Origin of the sequence: Colwellia sp. MB02u-6, assembly GCF_014077095.1 — a bacterium.
Lineage (GTDB): Bacteria > Pseudomonadota > Gammaproteobacteria > Enterobacterales > Alteromonadaceae > Cognaticolwellia.
Window position 1 is genome coordinate 429,599 of the sequence record NZ_JACGVG010000038.1, and the last position, 15,773, is coordinate 445,371.

The following is a 15,773-nucleotide window of genomic DNA, read 5'->3' on the forward strand; positions in this document are numbered from 1 at the left end:
CTATTTTAGGCCGCAACCCCGTAATATAAAATCAGTTAAAAACTCGGTTACTTGGGTTATATCGTCTTCTTCGTAATCGGCACGATTCATAATAGTTAATATTTGTTGTTCAAAATCAGCGTAATGTTGAGTTGAAGACCAAATTAAGAAAATAAGTTTTACCGGATCAACATTTTTCATTTCACCGCTATCGATCCATACTTGAAATACTTTAGCTTTTTCTCTTACCCATTGGCGTAAATAAGTGCGAGAAAATTCTTTTAAATGTAATGCCCCTTGTATGATTTCCATAGCATAAATTTTTGATGCCTGAGGGTGTTCAAAAGACATTTTTACTTTCGAAGCAATAAATTTTTCAATCGCTACAATAGGACCGTCGTTAATATCAAGTTCACCAATACCTTGATCCCAAGTATCTAAGGTTAACTGCAATACCGCATGATAAATATTTTCTTTATTTTTGAAATAATATAATACGTTTGCTTTAGGCAGATTCGCGCTATCAGCAATAGATTGAACGGTAGCACCTTTAAAACCCTGGAGAATAAACTCTTTTTGGGCTGCCGCTAAAATCACAGCTTCACTTCGTGCCCGAATACTTCCTTGCTTTTCATTGCTGGTATTGTTGCTCACGCGAATAACCTTTCTCTTTATATTTTTATATTCATTAACACTATTTTATTAGGTTAATATTACAGTTGTTAGCTTATGTTCAGCCGACAAAAAATTACTATGTTAGCTATTAACATCGTTAGCAACTTTACGGATTTAATGTGGTAGATATATCAATAAGTTCATGCTTATGAGTTAAAAATTGGTCCGTTTAATTTAAATATACTGTTAAGACACTGTTGTAGTAAGTTTCGTCTTTTATCATCAGCATTTTTTGATATTTTTAAAAAACTTTAACTATGGTTAATTTATCTAAATTAATACAGGCCTTTATTAACTTAACTAAAATCATACTTTATTTTATCTTGACCAAATGGTTTGTTTTTATCATTTTTTGTTATAGTTAATCTTTATTAATGTAATTATAGTTATAAGCTATTTTTAGGCATGTTTTAAAATCACACATAGGTTGCTGTTATTTATAGTTTTAAGTTCATTAGCTTTGTTTTTCTGTTTTGTGAAGTTAAAAAATGTAAATGCACAGCAAGTACCCTGTAAAATATTGTAATGAAAATGTAAGAAAACTCTGTTTTAATTTCACCGAGATAGCATTAAAAAAATAATAAAGAGCTTCAAATTAGCTCAATAAAACTTACATAAAACATTTAATAAATAAAAACTTAACTTACACCAAGGAATAATATGATGAAAACTCATCGTCTCTCACGGATTACTGGCGCAATTGTACTTGCGTTTGGATTGTCAACATCGGCCATGGCTGATGATACGTCATCGTCAATTCGCGGTAACATTCTAACCAACAATGGCAGTGTTGTTACCGATGCTACTATTACTATTGTTCACGAACCTTCAGGTACTCGTAAAACTTTAAAAGTTAACAACACGGGTAATTTTTCTGCACAAGGTTTACGTGTTGGTGGTCCATACACGGTCACGATCGACTCTGATATCTATGCAGACAAAACACTTAAAGGCATTTACATTACTTTAGGTGATGTATTTCGAATCAGTGAAGTATTAGAAGATACTAATATTGAGCGTATTGCTGTAACTGGTTCTTCAACATTTTTTGACCCGTCTAAAGGCTCATCAAGTGTTTTTAGTGGTGATGCTTTAACTAAATCAGCAGCATTTAACCGTGATTTAAAAGACATTGTTCGACAAAATCCAATGGCCGTTGTTAGTAATGATGGCAATACCTTATCTCTAGCAGGTAGTAACCCTAAATATAACAGTTTAGCGGTTGATGGTGTGAACCTTAACGATGACTTTGGTTTAGCAGGTAACGGTTACCCAACAGAACGTTCACCGATTGCTTTTGATTCAATTGCTCAAATCAGTGTTGCTATCGCGCCATTTACAGCCAAAGAAGGTGGTTTTTCTGGTGGTAAAGTTAGCGTAGTGACTAAATCGGGTACTAACGAGTTTCATGGTTCTATGTTTATTGAGCAAGCTAAAGATGCTTGGGCAGGGACACCTGAAACAGATGATGGCGATAAAATTGATTTAAAATTTGATGAAGAGACTTGGGGTGCAACTTTTGGCGGTCCTATTATTAAAGACAAACTCTTCTTTTTCGCGTCATACGAAACTTTTGAATCACCCAGTGCGGTAGACAAAGGCCCGTCAGATTCAAATGTAGCCAACAAAGTTAGCCAAGTGTCGCAAGCAGAAGTTGATCGCGTGGTCAATATTGCTCAAGATAAATATGGTTATGATGCCGGTAGTTGGGATAACTCTATTCCACTAGAAGATGAAAAATATTCATTGAAGTTAGATTGGAATATTAATGAAGATCATCGTGCGACTTTTACCTATGCTCATGGCTCTAGTAATAGCGCCGGTAATCAGGGTGGTGGTAGATCGGATGACTTGTATCTATCTTCTCATTGGTATAATCGCTCTAACGAGTTTGACACTTATGTTGCTCAAGTATTTTCAAACTGGAATCAAGACTTTTCAACAGAAGTTAAGGTCTCGAAAAAAGAATCTATTAACGGTCAAGTATCACTAGGTGGCTATGAATTTGGTGAAGTTAAAATTGACACCGTTAATGGTGGCGAAATTATGTTGGGTGCTGATGACAGCCGCCACGCAAACCAGTTAACCAATGAGACCTTACAAGTTCGTATCAGTGGTGATTATTTGTATGAAGATCATGCGATTTCATTTGGTTGGGAATACGAAAAAGTAGATGTTTATAATGTCTTTATGCAACACTTTCTAGGTTCTTGGTATTTCGATAGTATTGATGATTTTGAAGCGGGTAAAGCTGACTGGTTTGAATACCAAAATAACCCAAGTTTAACTCGTGATGATGCCGCCGCTGAATTTGCGCTTGAAAAGCACGCTTTTTATATTGAAGATAGTTGGGATGTAAACGATTCACTTAACGTAACTTATGGTTTACGTTATGAATCAACGGTCAATGATGAGGCACCAAACTTTAATGAAAGCTTCTTCGATCGCTATGCTTATGCAAATAATGAAAACCTTGACGGTTTAGACATCATTTTACCACGTTTTGGCTTTACTTGGAGCGCAACTGATGAGTTGACTATCCGTGGTGGGGCTGGTCTATTTAGTGGTGGCCGTCCAAATGTATTCATCTCAAATGCGTTCAGTAATGACGGTTCTAGAATTGCGTTATACCGTAGTTTTGGCGATGACATTGCAGCAAATACATTCTTACAAGATGCCGATCCAAGCGGTATTCCGCAGCACGCACAAGATCAAATTGCACAATCTGAATTAGGTGGACCAAACTCTAACATTGATGCAATTGATCCAAATTTTGAAATACCTACTACGTGGCAATATAGTTTAGCCGCAGATTATGTTGCTAATCTGAGTGACATAGGTTTAGGTAATGATTGGCGTATTAGTGGTGAAATACTTTACAAAGACATTCAAAAAGATATGGCTTGGTCTGATCTTTCGCGCACATTAGATACCTCAAAAGGTAATAATGGTTTAACTGTTGAAGGTCGTCCGATTTACACTTTTGCCAACCCTGAGAGAGATGCCCGTGATGTATTATTAACCAATACGTCTGGTGGTCATACGATAATTGAAACACTGAGTATTGCCAAGAACTGGCAGAGTGGCATTAAAGCTAACTTTTCATATACCCATTCAACCATTCGCAACCGTGTAGATGCCACAGGCACTTCGTCAAACACGGCATATAACTTTAACCCAGTAGTTGATCCTGAGCATCCTGGTATAGGTACATCAGCATATCAAGTTAAACATCGTTTAACGTTTAACCTTTCATATAATACTGAAATGTTTGAAGGTTATAACACTGGTATGCACATGTTTTGGGAGCGTAAATCAGGTAGACCATTTAGTTACTTGCTAGGTTATAACAACCGTGACGGTTTATCAGGTAATTTAGACCTTACTACCGCTAATTTGCCCTATATTCCAACTGGCGCGAGTGACGGTGCGGTCGATTTTGATAATGGCTTAAGCTACGACGAAATTATGGCCGAGTTAGCAACAGCGGGTATTAGCTCTAATGGTGGTTATCTTGACAAAAATGCTTATACAGCGCCTTGGACAACGACGATGGATTTACGCTTTGAGCAAGAAATCCCAGGTTTCTTAGCTGGGCATAAAGGTTTGTTCTATGTTGATATTAAAAACGCATTAGCTATTTTTGATGAAGGTGCTGCACGCGTTTACCAATTACCATATGGTCAATCTGCAACAGAATTACTCGATTACAGCATTAATGATGCCGGTCAATACGTGTACGAAAGTGCAAATATTTCTGCAGGAGAAACGCCTGCTAGATTCCAAGATCGTGAGTCTGCATGGTCTATGAAGATTGGTGTTAAATATACTTTCTAATTATTCATAAACCTTATTAACAAAGCCAGCAGTAATGTTGGCTTTTTTTTTATCTTTTAATCTACCGTTAAATAGCGTGCTATAAATAAGTTGATTACCATACGCTGTAATAGATTTTATTTAACGCTTTTTTCAGTTGCATTTTTACTACTGATTTACTACGATAGAATATAAGTTGACCACTTGGTCAGATAAAGGCTTTTATAATGTCAAATATTGAAGATAATGTAATATCACGATTAGTTAATGCCGCGCAAGCGGGCTTTGAAAACGCCTATGCACCCTATAGTAACTTTCATGTTGGTGCGGCAGCGTTAACAGCGAGCGGTAAAATAGTCAAAGGCTGCAATGTAGAGAATGCTTCTTACGGCCTAACCGTTTGTGCTGAACGTAATTGTTTAGCACAAGGGGTTATTTCAGGTGAACAAGCATTTTCAGCCATCGTCATTTATACTAATCAAGAAAAATTAACGCCACCTTGTGGTGCTTGTCGACAGGTTATTGTTGAATTCTTAGCGCCTGATGCACTTGTTATGGCGGTTAATCACAACAATGATAAAAAGCAATGGACAGTTAATGAATTATTACCTGATGCTTTTACGCCGAAAGATTTACTGGAAAAATAAGGATTTTAGTTCATGTTATTACCGCAAGAAATAATTCGTACCAAACGTGATGGTGGTTCACTCTCCCAAGCACAAATTCAAAGCTTTGTTGATGGTTTAGTTACCTTAAATTTTAATGATGCTCAAGCTGGCTCAATGGCCATGGCTATTTTTCAAAAAGGCATGCAAACCCGTGAGATTATCGACTTTACTATGGCGATGAAAAATTCAGGTGATGTGTTGTCATGGCCAGAGTTAGAGGGCCCAGTGGTTGATAAACATTCAACCGGTGGTGTTGGCGACAAGGTCAGCTTTATGTTAGCTGCCATTGTGGCCGCTTGTGGTGCTTATGTTCCTATGATTGCAGGGCGTGGTTTGGGCCACACCGGTGGAACAGCAGATAAACTAGAAAGTATCGCCGGTTTTAATGTTCAACCCAGTATTGCTGAATTTAAAGCGATTGTAAAAGATTTGGGTATGGCGATTATTTCTCAAACGGATAATTTAGCGCCTGCCGATAAACGCTTATATGGCATACGCGACATTACTGCCACAGTAGAATCTATACCTCTGATCACTGCATCTATATTGTCAAAAAAATTGGCAGCAGGGCTTGATACTTTAGTCATGGACGTCAAAGTCGGTAATGGCGCAATGATGGCAAATATTGCTGATGCTAATGCGCTAGCGCAAAGTATTGTTAATGTGGCTAATGGCGCCGGTGTACCGACACAAGCTATTATCACTGATATGAACCAAGTGTTAGGTGCAACCGCGGGTAATGCCTTGGAAATGGCCGAAACGGTTAAATATTTAACTGGCTCGCTGCGTGAACCTCGTTTGCACGCTGTGGTGGTTGCATTAGCTAAAGCTATGTTAGTTAGTGCAAAAGTGGTGGATAATGAAGATGCCGCATTAGTAAAAATTAATCATGCACTAGCCTCTGGCGCTGCAGCTGAAGTATTCAGTAAAATGATCCATGCTTTGGGTGGCCCAAGTGATTTTGTGGAAGATCCTTGGCGTTCAATGCAACGCGCCGCATGTATTAAGGATGTTATTGCACTAGATCACGGTTATATTAATGGTATGCAAACCCGTGATATTGGCTTGGCTGTGGTGGGCTTAAAAGGTGGACGCACAGCAAATGGTCAGCAAATTGACCATAGTGTTGGTTTTGACAGAGTATTACCCATCGGCACCTTAGTTAACCGCGGTGATGTGGTAGCTCGAGTGCATGCTAGAGATGAAAGCGCTGCACTACTAGCTAGTCTACAGTATCAAGGGGCTTTAATTATTGATGACAAGCAAGCTGATCAACAACCGGTTATTTATCAAACCATTTCCGCTTAGTGTTAATAATCTTTGTATTAATAAACTAGTGTTAATAAATGAGCGCTATTGAAATAAGTACAACAAAAAAGGAATGCCATGGCATTCCTTTTTATCAGTTATGTTAGCTATAAATAGGGTAGTCGCTTAATTAATGCCAAACAAGAGCTTTAAAGTGCCGACGACATAAAGACTCGTAACGCTCATTACCACCCACTTCTATTTGTTTGCCACCTTTAACCGCATTGCCATGTTCATCACAGCGCATAACAAAATTTGCTTTTTTACCGCAATGACAAATGGTTTTTAACTCTACTAATTTATCAGCCCACGCGAGTAGTGCAGCACTACCAACAAAGGTTTCACCGAGAAAATCGGTACGAATACCATAAGCTAAAACAGGCACTTTTAATTCATCGACAATATCGGTTAATTGCCTCACTTGCTGCGTAGTTAAAAACTGGGCTTCATCAATTAATATACAAGCAATTTTGCTACTACTTATTTGGCATTTTACTTGCTCAAAAATGTTTGATTTATCATCAAATAATAAGGCGTCAGCATGGATACCTAATCGAGATGAGACTTTGCCTTTGGCAAACCTATCATCAATTTGTGCGGTGAAGAGCAATGTGTTTAAACCACGTTCACGATAATTATACGAAGACTGTAATAAGTGGGTCGACTTACCGGCATTCATGGTTGAATAATAAAAATATAATTGCGCCATCGCTATATTGATATCCTAATTAGGGTTGTTGGGGGCTATGTAATCTGTTCGGTGCAATGTGCTTAATAGCTTTTTGGATCAGGTGTTTTATTACTCGAGCCTAAGGTATTAAGTAAGTTGGTTAATAGGCTGCTGGCGCCAAATCTAAAGTGAGCTTTAGTCGTCCAGTCTACGCCTAAAATATTAGCGGCTAAATCAAGATAAATCGCAGCATCTTCAGCGTTTTTTACACCACCAGCAGGTTTGAAACCTACCTGAGTGTTTTTAGCTTTAATGACCTTTAGCATCAATTTGGCTGCCCTAGGTGTGGCATTTACTGCAACTTTACCAGTTGAGGTTTTAATAAAGTCAGCGCCGGCAGCAATACAAATTTCACTGGCTTGAGTAATAAGCTGGTCAGTTTTAAGCTCACCGGTTTCAATTATAACTTTTAGTTTGGTGTTATTGCCACAAGCTTGTTTGCAGGCTTTTACGAGTTCAAAGCCCACCTTGTCATTACCCTTTATTAAGGCGTTGTAAGGAAATACAACATCGACTTCATCTGCGCCATAGGCAACAGCGGCTTTAGTTTCAGCTACAGCAATATCAATATCGTCGTTACCGTACGGAAAGTTAGTCACAGTGGCAATTTTTATCTCAGGCGTACCTTGTGCCGCTAAGGCTTTTTTCGCTAAGGGCACAAAACGCGGAAAGATACAGATAGCGGCAGTGTTACCACAAGGTGATTTAGCTTTTTGGCAGAGCTGAATAATATCATCGGCACTTTCAAGGTCAGTTAAACTGGTTAAATCCATCATGTTAAGTGCACGCTGTGCGTATTGTTCAATAGTACTCATATTCACCTCAAAACTAAAATTGGCCACTAATAACTAACCCCAAATAACTGAAAGCTGACAGCTTAAAACTGAAAGCTAGTCCCTAACAGCTTTTAGTTAATTATAAACTGACAAAAACCCCAGCAATAGCGGCGCTCATTAAGTTAGCCATAGTCGCGGCTAACATGGCTTTCATACCCAGTCGTGCAATATCAGGGCGACGATTAGGTGCCATTGAGCCGATACCCCCCAATAAAATGGCAATAGAAGATAAGTTAGCAAAGCCGCATAAAGCAAAGGTAATAATTGCTTGAGTTGTTGGGGAAAGGGTATCTTTAATTTCAACAAAATTTACGTAGGCAAAGAACTCATTAACAACAATTTTTTGGCCGATAAAGCTACCTGCTTGCAACATTTCGTCGAATGGCACGCCAATAAGGTAGGCAAAAGGGGCAAAGATATAGCCCAGTAGCCATTCAATGGTTACGCCTTCAAAGCCTAATATGCTACCAAAGCCTGACACCATGGCATTAAGTAATGCAATAATGGCGATAAAGGCAAGCAACATGGCACCTACGTTAACCGCCAGCTTTAAACCTGAAGCAGCACCTGTTGCAGCAGCATCAATAACATTAACCGGTTTAGCTTCTGCTTCAGCCAACTCTACATCGCTGTAATCATTGTTAATGACCTCTGTTTCAGGCATGAGTAGTTTTGCCATCAGCAAGCCACCGGGTGCTGCCATAAACGATGCGGCAATTAAGTATTCAAGCTTCACGCCTAAGCCAGCATAGCCAGCTAGTATTGAACCTGCAACCGAGGCTAAACCACCAACCATAATGGCGAAAAGCTCTGATTGACTCATTTTGGCAATATAAGGGCGGATAACTAAGGGGGCTTCTGTTTGGCCAACAAATATATTAGCCGTGGCAGAGAGAGACTCAGGTTTAGATGTTTTTAATAGTTTTTGTAAGCCACCACCGATAATTTTTACTACCCATTGCATAACATTAAGGTAGTAAAGTACTGCGATAAGCGATGAGAAAAAGATAATAACCGGCAGTACACGAATAGCAAAAACAAAGCCAACGCCGTTATCAAACATGGCATCGGTGCCTAAGCCACCAAACAAAAAATTTATACCGGCTTGTGCACTGTTAATAACCTGTTGAACGCCATTGGTTATAGATCCTAAAACATCTTTACCAAAGGGCACATAAAGTACAAATGCACCGAGTAATATCTGTAATGCAAAGGCAAAACCTACGGTTCGCCAATTAATTGCGCTGCGATCTTTAGAGAAAAAGACCGCTACTGCCAATAACGCGAAAATGCCAATGACGCCTCTAAGTGCACCTAATTCCATAATTACCTCATAAATTGTTTTGTTATCGTTATTATATTTATTTTAATGACATCAATTTTAAATTTTATTGCTCGTTCAAATCATTCAAATTTAAAGACGTCTCTGCATGAGTTGACGAATTTTTGCTTTTAGCATTTCTATTGCCATTCTATTTTTACCACCACGAGTTACCACAATATCGGCAAAGAGTTTATTTGGCTCTATATGCTGGTGGTACATAGGTCGAACTGTGGTTAAGTATTGTTCGGTGATTGACGCTATGCTACGAGAACGTTCAAGGGTATCTCGCTTTATTCTGCGTACTAGACAAATATCGAGCGGGGTATCAATATATATTTTAATATCAAATTTGTCTCTCAGTTGCTCATCAGCAAATAAAAGAATACCTTCAATTAAAATTATGGGTGTCGGTGCTAAATGTTGAGTGTCATCTAATCGGGTATGTGTTTTATAACAATAGGTGGGTATATCCACGCTTTTATTTGCACTTAACTGACTTAAATGTTGTGACAACAAACTATGTTCAAAAGCGTTAGGGTGATCATAATTTGTTTTTATACGTTCTGCCATCGAGAGATGGGATTGATGCTTGTAGTAAGCATCTTCTTTGATAATAGCAATACCACTTGACCCTAGCTCAGGTAACAGTTCATCGTAAATAGTTTGCGCAAAAAGTGATTTACCAGATGCCGAAGCACCGGTTACCGCAATAATCGTCGGTTTATTGGTTTGCAAAACAGGGAGCCTTAAAATGTGATTAAAAAAGGGTTAAGTTATTATTTATTACGATGCTGTTGTGGATAGGTCAACGCATTCATATTATGAACTAATTATGCTGAAATTCATTAAAATTTAGGCAAAAAGGGTATTATGTGCCTTAAATATTTATAAAATATCTATTGTCTATAATTTATTGCTTGGTAAAGTATCACATGCTGACCATTTGGTCATGAAATTTATCTCTATAAAAGAGGATAAATTTGAATAAATTGTTAAAATGCAATGATCTAATAACAGGAAATTAAAATGGCAAGAGCAATAGTTTTAGTAATCGACGGTTTTGGTATTGGGCATGCACCCGATGCGGCAGACTTTGGCGATATCAGTGCCAATACTTTTGCTAACCTAGCACGACATTTTTATCAGCACGAAAAACGTGAAATTAAATTACCTAATTTAGCAAAAATGGGCTTGGTTCAAGCCGCTTTTGAAGCTGGAAAAGCTAGTTTTCCTGTGGCAAAGCAAGAGCCTGTAAAGGGTGCGTATGGTTATGCGGCTGAGATTAGTACAGGTAAAGATACACCAAGTGGCCATTGGGAAATGATGGGAGTGCCAGTATTATTTGATTGGGACTACTTTCCAAAAAAAGGTAACGCCTTTCCCGCTGATTTGATTGAAAAAATCAATCAAGCCACTGGCTATAATGGTATTTTAGGCGATTGCCATGCATCAGGTACTGATATTATTAATCAGCTAGGGCAAGCGCACATTAACACTGGCTTACCTATTTGTTATACCTCTGCTGACAGTGTGTTTCAGGTGGCGGCTCATGAAGAGCATTTTGGCCTGAATAACCTTTATAAATATTGTGAAACAGTGCGCGAGTTACTGGCTGACAGAAATGTTGGCCGTGTTATCGCCAGACCTTTTATTGGCAGCAGCCCTGAAGATTTTACTCGTACGGGTAATCGACGTGACTATTCTATTCTACCGCCAGCACCCACGGTATTAGACACCTTTACCCAAGCGGGTGGCTATGTCATCAGTGTGGGTAAAATTGCCGATATTTATGCACACCAAGGTATTAGTGAAAAAACTAAAGCCACAGGTATTGATGCTTTATTAGATGCGACAATTTCACATATCAATACGGCACAAGACAATAGCCTGATATTTACTAATTTAGTCAATTTTGACCAAGACTACGGCCATCGCCGTGATCCGATAGGTTACGCTTTGGCATTAGAGAATTTTGATCAGCGTTTACCCGAAGTGGTTGCGGCTATGAATGAAGATGATGTGCTTTTTTTAACCGCAGATCATGGTTGTGACCCAACTTGGCATGGTAATGACCATACGAGGGAATATGTACCTGTTATTGCATTCCACAAACAGATACGATCTGTTAATATTGGCGAACGTAGTACCTTCGCAGATATTGGTCAAACCATCGCAGAATTATTTAAATTAGATAAGATGCCTTATGGTACAAGCTTTTTGTCTGATCTTGAGCTATGAAACAACCCTAATAACCTTACACTCAATATAGAATGCCAGGTTAATAAAATCTTTACACAAAACATAAACAGTTCTTGGGAGAGTACTTAATGAATGTTTTTAATAAAACGTCGCTCGCGCTTTGCGTCAATGCGGCTATTTTCGCGTGTGGTGCAGGCGCATCTACCGCTGCGTTAGCGCAAGAAAAGGCAGAAAAAACCAAAGTCGTAGGCCTTGAAGTTATTGAAGTTACTGCGCGTAAACGCGTGGAGAATGTTCAAGAAGTTCCGGTTGCAGTTACGGCATTGCAAGGTGAAAAATTAAATGCCTATAGTTCTGGCGCAATGGATATTCGCTTTTTAAACGCTAAAGTTCCTAGTCTTTCTGTAGAGTCTTCTTTTGGTAGAACATTCCCACGTTTTTACATGCGTGGCTTAGGTAACTCTGATTTTGATCTTAATGCCTCACAACCGGTATCATTAGTTGTTGATGACGTTGTACAAGAGAACCCAATTTTAAAAGGTTTTCCAGTATTTGATGTTGCTCGAATTGAAGTTTTAGGCGGTCCTCAAGGCACGTTATTCGGCCGTAATACACCTGCCGGCTTAGTTAAGTTTGATTCTGTAAAACCGAGTCAAAGTTTTGATGGTTTTGCTTCGTTATCATACGGTAGCAAGGGTACTAGTGATTTACGAGCAGCCGTTGGTGGTGGTTTAACTGATGAATTATCTGCACGTATCTCAGTATTACGCCAAGATCGTGATGATTATATTAGCAATAAAGCACCAGGCTTCGAGCAGTCAGACGTGCTAGGTGGCTATACTGATCAAGCTATGCGATTACAATTTTTATATGAAGGTGATGACTATTACGCCTTGTTTAACTATCACATGCGCGATTTAGATGGTAAGCCAGTCACTTTTTATGCCAATGCTTTTAAACCTGCTAGTAGTTCACTTGTCAGCGGATTTGAACGCGATACCGTTTTTCATGACTCAGCTTCGCGCGCTACGCAACAAGTTGAAACCGAAGGCGCAAGCTTAAAGCTTGAGTTTGATCTTGGTGAGTATACCTTTACATCAATCACGGGTTACGAAAGCGCAGAGTTATATTCTCGTGCTGATGTCGATGGTGGTTATGGCAACGTTTTTGCTCCAACGATGGGACCTGGTGTTATTGCGCTGGATTCTGAAACAGCTGATGCTATTCCAGAACATGAACAATTAACCCAAGAAATTCGTTTAAGCAGTAACTTTGACGGTGCTTTTAACTACCAGGTGGGTGCGTTTTATTTTAGCGAAGATTTGACTATTGAAAGTTTTGCTTTTGATCCTATATTCAGTAACGGTGCTCAAACCGGTTATGTTATACAAAATCAAGAGACAACAGCTTGGGCAGTATTTGGTTCTTTTGACTATGAATTATCGCAGCAAACATCGGTAACACTAGGCTTGCGTTACTCTGATGACGATAAAGAATACAAGAATAAGCGTACACAAACACCCTTGTTTTTCTTAGATTTCCCAGACGAAGCTTCTGGCCAGGCAAACCCTAGCGATTCACATGTGAGTTGGGATTTAAGTGTTAGCCACAAACTGACCAGTGATGTGAATCTTTACGCTCGTGTTGCCGATACGTTTAGAGCGCCAAGTGTACAAGGTCGTTCGTTGTATGCTTTTGGTAGCGGTATTTCAATCGCCGAATCTGAAACTATTTTGTCTTTTGAAACCGGTGTTAAATCTGACATTATGGATGGTTTTGGCCGTTTAAATGCCTCTGTGTTTTATTTTACCATGGATGATCAACAACTCACTTCAGTTGGTGGTGGTAATAATACCGCGCGTTTATTAAATGCAGATGAAACGGTTGGTTACGGCTTTGAAGTTAACTCAGAATTTATGTTAACAGATGAATTTTCTGTAACTATGAGTGTCAGTTATAACAACACGGAAATCAATGATAATGGTTTAGCAGTCGCAGGTTGTAAAGCCTGTACTATTACTGATCCAAATTATTCCGATGATTTTGGTAATAGATTTGCTTATGTAGATGGCAACAGTTTACCCCATGCACCTGAGTGGATTTATGCCTTAACTGCTCGTTACAGCAAAGAAGTAGCGGATGGAGAATTCTACGTTTACACTGACTGGAGCTATCGTGACGATATTAACTTCTTCTTATATGAGTCTAAAGAGTTTAATGGTGAGTCATTATTTGAAGGTGGCATTCGCACCGGTTACATGTGGGATGGTGATGATAGAGAGTACGAAATAGCATTATTCGTACGCAATATTACTGATGAGCAACAAGCTATTGGCGCAGTAGACTTTTCTAATAATACTGCCATTGTAAATGAAGAGCGTTTCATTGGTGCAGAAGTTAAAGTTTCATTCTTTTAATAGAGTCTGTAACAGATTTTGTGTAACTGCCAATTTTAAATAAAGTGCTTTAAACGGTCTTCGAATTCAATCATAAATCGATTCAAGGCCGTTTTTCAGTTTCTTATCAGCATCGTCTACTTTTTGAATGCCGCAGCTATCGCAAGATACACCATTTTTATCGCTGAATTATCAAACGGAAATAGCCTATGTTTCTTGATCGCTTTTCCTAGAGTTTTAATTTTCATCCTGAAGTGGTTATTGAACTTGAATAATTAGCTATATTACCTTTTTCCCAAGGTTAGAGGCATGGATGTCAATTAATAAAGAAACCACTCGCTTTACTTAAGAAGCAATTGTTATCGAATGGTTCAATACTTAAACATATTTTAGTAACAACACGTGAAGATAATTTTGTTCAGTAATTATATAAAAGTACTTTAGGTATTAAAATTAAAAACCTTCATTTTAATGATTGCGCGAAGTGTAAGTATATATAACAAGTACATCTAATGAAAAAATTATAGAGGGATTTTTTCCTCAAAAATTTTAGCCAACTATAATTTTCTGCCTATGTAAGCTTTATGCTACTAGAGAGTGTCGCAATTTGAGTTCACAAGATATCATTGAAAATATGGCCCGTTGGGTGTCATCATTTTCTGAAGATACATCCAAAAATATTTGTTCCTTATATGATGAACAAGCATCTTTGTGGGCAACGTTATCTCCCATAAAACGAGATAGCGCATCCTTAATCAAAGATTACTTTAATCAAATTTTTAAATATTCAAATCGTCATGTGGAAATTACAGACTCAAACATTCGTCTTTTTGGTGATGTAGCTATATGTAATGGGCAGTATACCTTTAGTTGGTTTAATGAAGATGTGAAGGTAATAACAGCAGCTAGGTTTAGCTTCGTATATATAAATAAAGAGGGGAGTTGGTTGATAATTGAGCATCATTCATCATCTATACCTTTAGTAACATAACAACACGCCCTGAGGTGGACAATAAGTTTAAATTAGCTATTTATGGCAAATTCTAACAGTGGTGAACCTCTTCGTTTTAGGGCTTCTAAGTGTTTTTATTCGTCGCAGGGTGTATTGGTTTTCCTTTACTTTCTTTTTGCTCATAATAAGCCTTTGTCCAAAACGAATAACGTATCAAAAACTCAACCCATTCTATAAATTATTGCCTTAAAAAGGCGGGGCAATTGTACCGCCAATGTGTCCACATTTGCTTCCCGCTTCGTTCAATAACCGGTGTAATCCCAGCATACTTTTGAAGCCCAGAAGCATCATTACAACCCTCGCGATTATGACCAAAGTCCACTAATAAACGTTGAGTCAGTTGAGGTTCTGCTCCTGCTCCTGGGAAATCATCAATAATAGCCTTGTCTTTTTGTTTTTTTACATCTGCTTTATCGTTTTATCTAACTGTTCAATGTCTATAAGCAGCACTTTTAACTATGTGATGGCATTTCAACTAACAGTTTTTTGGGGGCTATTACGCCTTCGTCTTCAGTTCAGAGTAAAGTATTTTTAATACTGAGTAATAGTGTTGGATGAACTTGGTTATCTGCCCTTTAGTCAGGCAGGAAGTACATTATTGTTAGATTTATTGAGAAAAAACTAGAAAAAAAAAGCATTATTATGATACCCAATTTGAACTTTACGGAATGGTTGAAAGTGTTTAGTGATGCAAAAATGACAATAGCACTACTCGATAGGCTAACCTATCACTGTTATATAATCACAACAGGTAATGAGAGTCTTCGATTTAAAAAATCAACTGAAAAAGAAATAACTAGAAATAACTAGAAATAACTAGAAATAACTAG

General features: G+C 38.3%; 12 protein-coding genes and 1 pseudogene. 7 read left to right on the forward strand and 6 right to left on the reverse strand.

The annotated features are described in order from the left end of the window. Positions 1-633, reverse strand: coding sequence for a TetR/AcrR family transcriptional regulator (locus H4J46_RS16800; RefSeq protein WP_182234831.1), 633 nt, complete (start codon positions 631-633; stop codon positions 1-3). 681 nt (positions 634-1,314) lie between these two features. Here H4J46_RS16800 and H4J46_RS16805 point away from each other — a divergent pair. From H4J46_RS16805 to deoA, 3 genes are all read left to right on the forward strand, one after another. Next, entirely contained in the window at positions 1,315-4,491 is a 3,177-nt protein-coding gene (locus H4J46_RS16805; protein WP_182234833.1) for a TonB-dependent receptor, read from the forward strand. A gap of 206 nt (positions 4,492-4,697) precedes the next feature. After that, positions 4,698-5,117: a cytidine deaminase gene (locus H4J46_RS16810; RefSeq protein ID WP_182234835.1), complete on the forward strand. Its 420-nt coding sequence runs from the start codon at positions 4,698-4,700 to the stop codon at positions 5,115-5,117. Positions 5,118-5,129: 12 nt separating this feature from the next. Then, entirely contained in the window at positions 5,130-6,446 is a 1,317-nt protein-coding gene (gene deoA, locus H4J46_RS16815) for a thymidine phosphorylase (protein ID WP_182234837.1), read from the forward strand. 130 nt (positions 6,447-6,576) lie between these two features. On the opposite strand, the gene H4J46_RS16820 is transcribed toward deoA, so the two are convergent. The 4 genes from H4J46_RS16820 to udk all read right to left on the reverse strand — a co-directional run bounded on the left by H4J46_RS16820 (position 6,577) and on the right by udk (position 10,071). Beyond that, complete coding sequence (locus tag H4J46_RS16820) at positions 6,577-7,155, reverse strand: thymidine kinase (RefSeq protein ID WP_182189233.1); 579 nt, start codon at positions 7,153-7,155, stop codon at positions 6,577-6,579. A gap of 62 nt (positions 7,156-7,217) precedes the next feature. Then, positions 7,218-7,991, reverse strand: coding sequence for a deoxyribose-phosphate aldolase (gene deoC / locus H4J46_RS16825; protein ID WP_182234839.1), 774 nt, complete (start codon positions 7,989-7,991; stop codon positions 7,218-7,220). Between the two features lie 100 nt (positions 7,992-8,091). Next, positions 8,092-9,336 (reverse strand): NupC/NupG family nucleoside CNT transporter, encoded by a 1,245-nt coding sequence (locus H4J46_RS16830; RefSeq protein ID WP_182234841.1) that lies wholly within the window; start codon positions 9,334-9,336, stop codon positions 8,092-8,094. Positions 9,337-9,426: 90 nt separating this feature from the next. Then, positions 9,427-10,071: a uridine kinase gene (gene udk, locus H4J46_RS16835; RefSeq protein ID WP_182234843.1), complete on the reverse strand. Its 645-nt coding sequence runs from the start codon at positions 10,069-10,071 to the stop codon at positions 9,427-9,429. Positions 10,072-10,362: 291 nt separating this feature from the next. On the opposite strand from udk, the gene H4J46_RS16840 reads away from it, so the two are divergent. The 3 genes from H4J46_RS16840 to H4J46_RS16850 all read left to right on the forward strand — a co-directional run bounded on the left by H4J46_RS16840 (position 10,363) and on the right by H4J46_RS16850 (position 14,922). Then, a complete protein-coding gene (locus H4J46_RS16840) occupies positions 10,363-11,574 on the forward strand; it encodes a phosphopentomutase (RefSeq protein WP_182234845.1) in 1,212 nt (403 codons plus the stop codon). An 89-nt stretch (positions 11,575-11,663) separates the two neighbouring features. Further along, positions 11,664-13,952 carry a TonB-dependent receptor gene (locus H4J46_RS16845; protein WP_182234847.1) on the forward strand — a complete coding sequence of 763 codons (2,289 nt, stop codon included), beginning with the start codon at positions 11,664-11,666 and terminating at the stop codon, positions 13,950-13,952. Positions 13,953-14,538: 586 nt separating this feature from the next. Continuing rightward, positions 14,539-14,922, forward strand: a complete 384-nt coding sequence (locus H4J46_RS16850) for a DUF4440 domain-containing protein (protein ID WP_182234849.1) — start codon at positions 14,539-14,541, stop codon at positions 14,920-14,922. Positions 14,923-15,121: 199 nt separating this feature from the next. On the opposite strand, the gene H4J46_RS16955 is transcribed toward H4J46_RS16850, so the two are convergent. Beyond that, positions 15,122-15,265 carry a hypothetical protein gene (locus H4J46_RS16955; RefSeq protein ID WP_310650259.1) on the reverse strand — a complete coding sequence of 48 codons (144 nt, stop codon included), beginning with the start codon at positions 15,263-15,265 and terminating at the stop codon, positions 15,122-15,124. A 219-nt stretch (positions 15,266-15,484) separates the two neighbouring features. On the opposite strand from H4J46_RS16955, the pseudogene H4J46_RS16855 reads away from it, so the two are divergent. Beyond that, positions 15,485-15,753: pseudogene (locus tag H4J46_RS16855) on the forward strand (ATP-binding protein); the annotation flags it as partial. Between the last annotated feature and the right edge of the window lie 20 nt (positions 15,754-15,773).

Excerpts from the sequence above, each read along its gene's own strand:
- H4J46_RS16840 (WP_182234845.1), top strand. The coding sequence starts at position 10,363 with ATGGCAAGAGCAATAGTTTTAGTAATCGACGGTTTTGGTATTGGGCAT.
- H4J46_RS16845 (WP_182234847.1), top strand. The coding sequence starts at position 11,664 with ATGAATGTTTTTAATAAAACGTCGCTCGCGCTTTGCGTCAATGCGGCT.
- H4J46_RS16820 (WP_182189233.1), bottom strand. The coding sequence starts at position 7,155 with ATGGCGCAATTATATTTTTATTATTCAACCATGAATGCCGGTAAGTCG.
- H4J46_RS16830 (WP_182234841.1), bottom strand. The coding sequence starts at position 9,336 with ATGGAATTAGGTGCACTTAGAGGCGTCATTGGCATTTTCGCGTTATTG.
- deoA (WP_182234837.1), top strand. The coding sequence starts at position 5,130 with ATGTTATTACCGCAAGAAATAATTCGTACCAAACGTGATGGTGGTTCA.
- H4J46_RS16805 (WP_182234833.1), top strand. The coding sequence starts at position 1,315 with ATGATGAAAACTCATCGTCTCTCACGGATTACTGGCGCAATTGTACTT.
- H4J46_RS16810 (WP_182234835.1), top strand. The coding sequence starts at position 4,698 with ATGTCAAATATTGAAGATAATGTAATATCACGATTAGTTAATGCCGCG.
- deoC (WP_182234839.1), bottom strand. The coding sequence starts at position 7,991 with ATGAGTACTATTGAACAATACGCACAGCGTGCACTTAACATGATGGAT.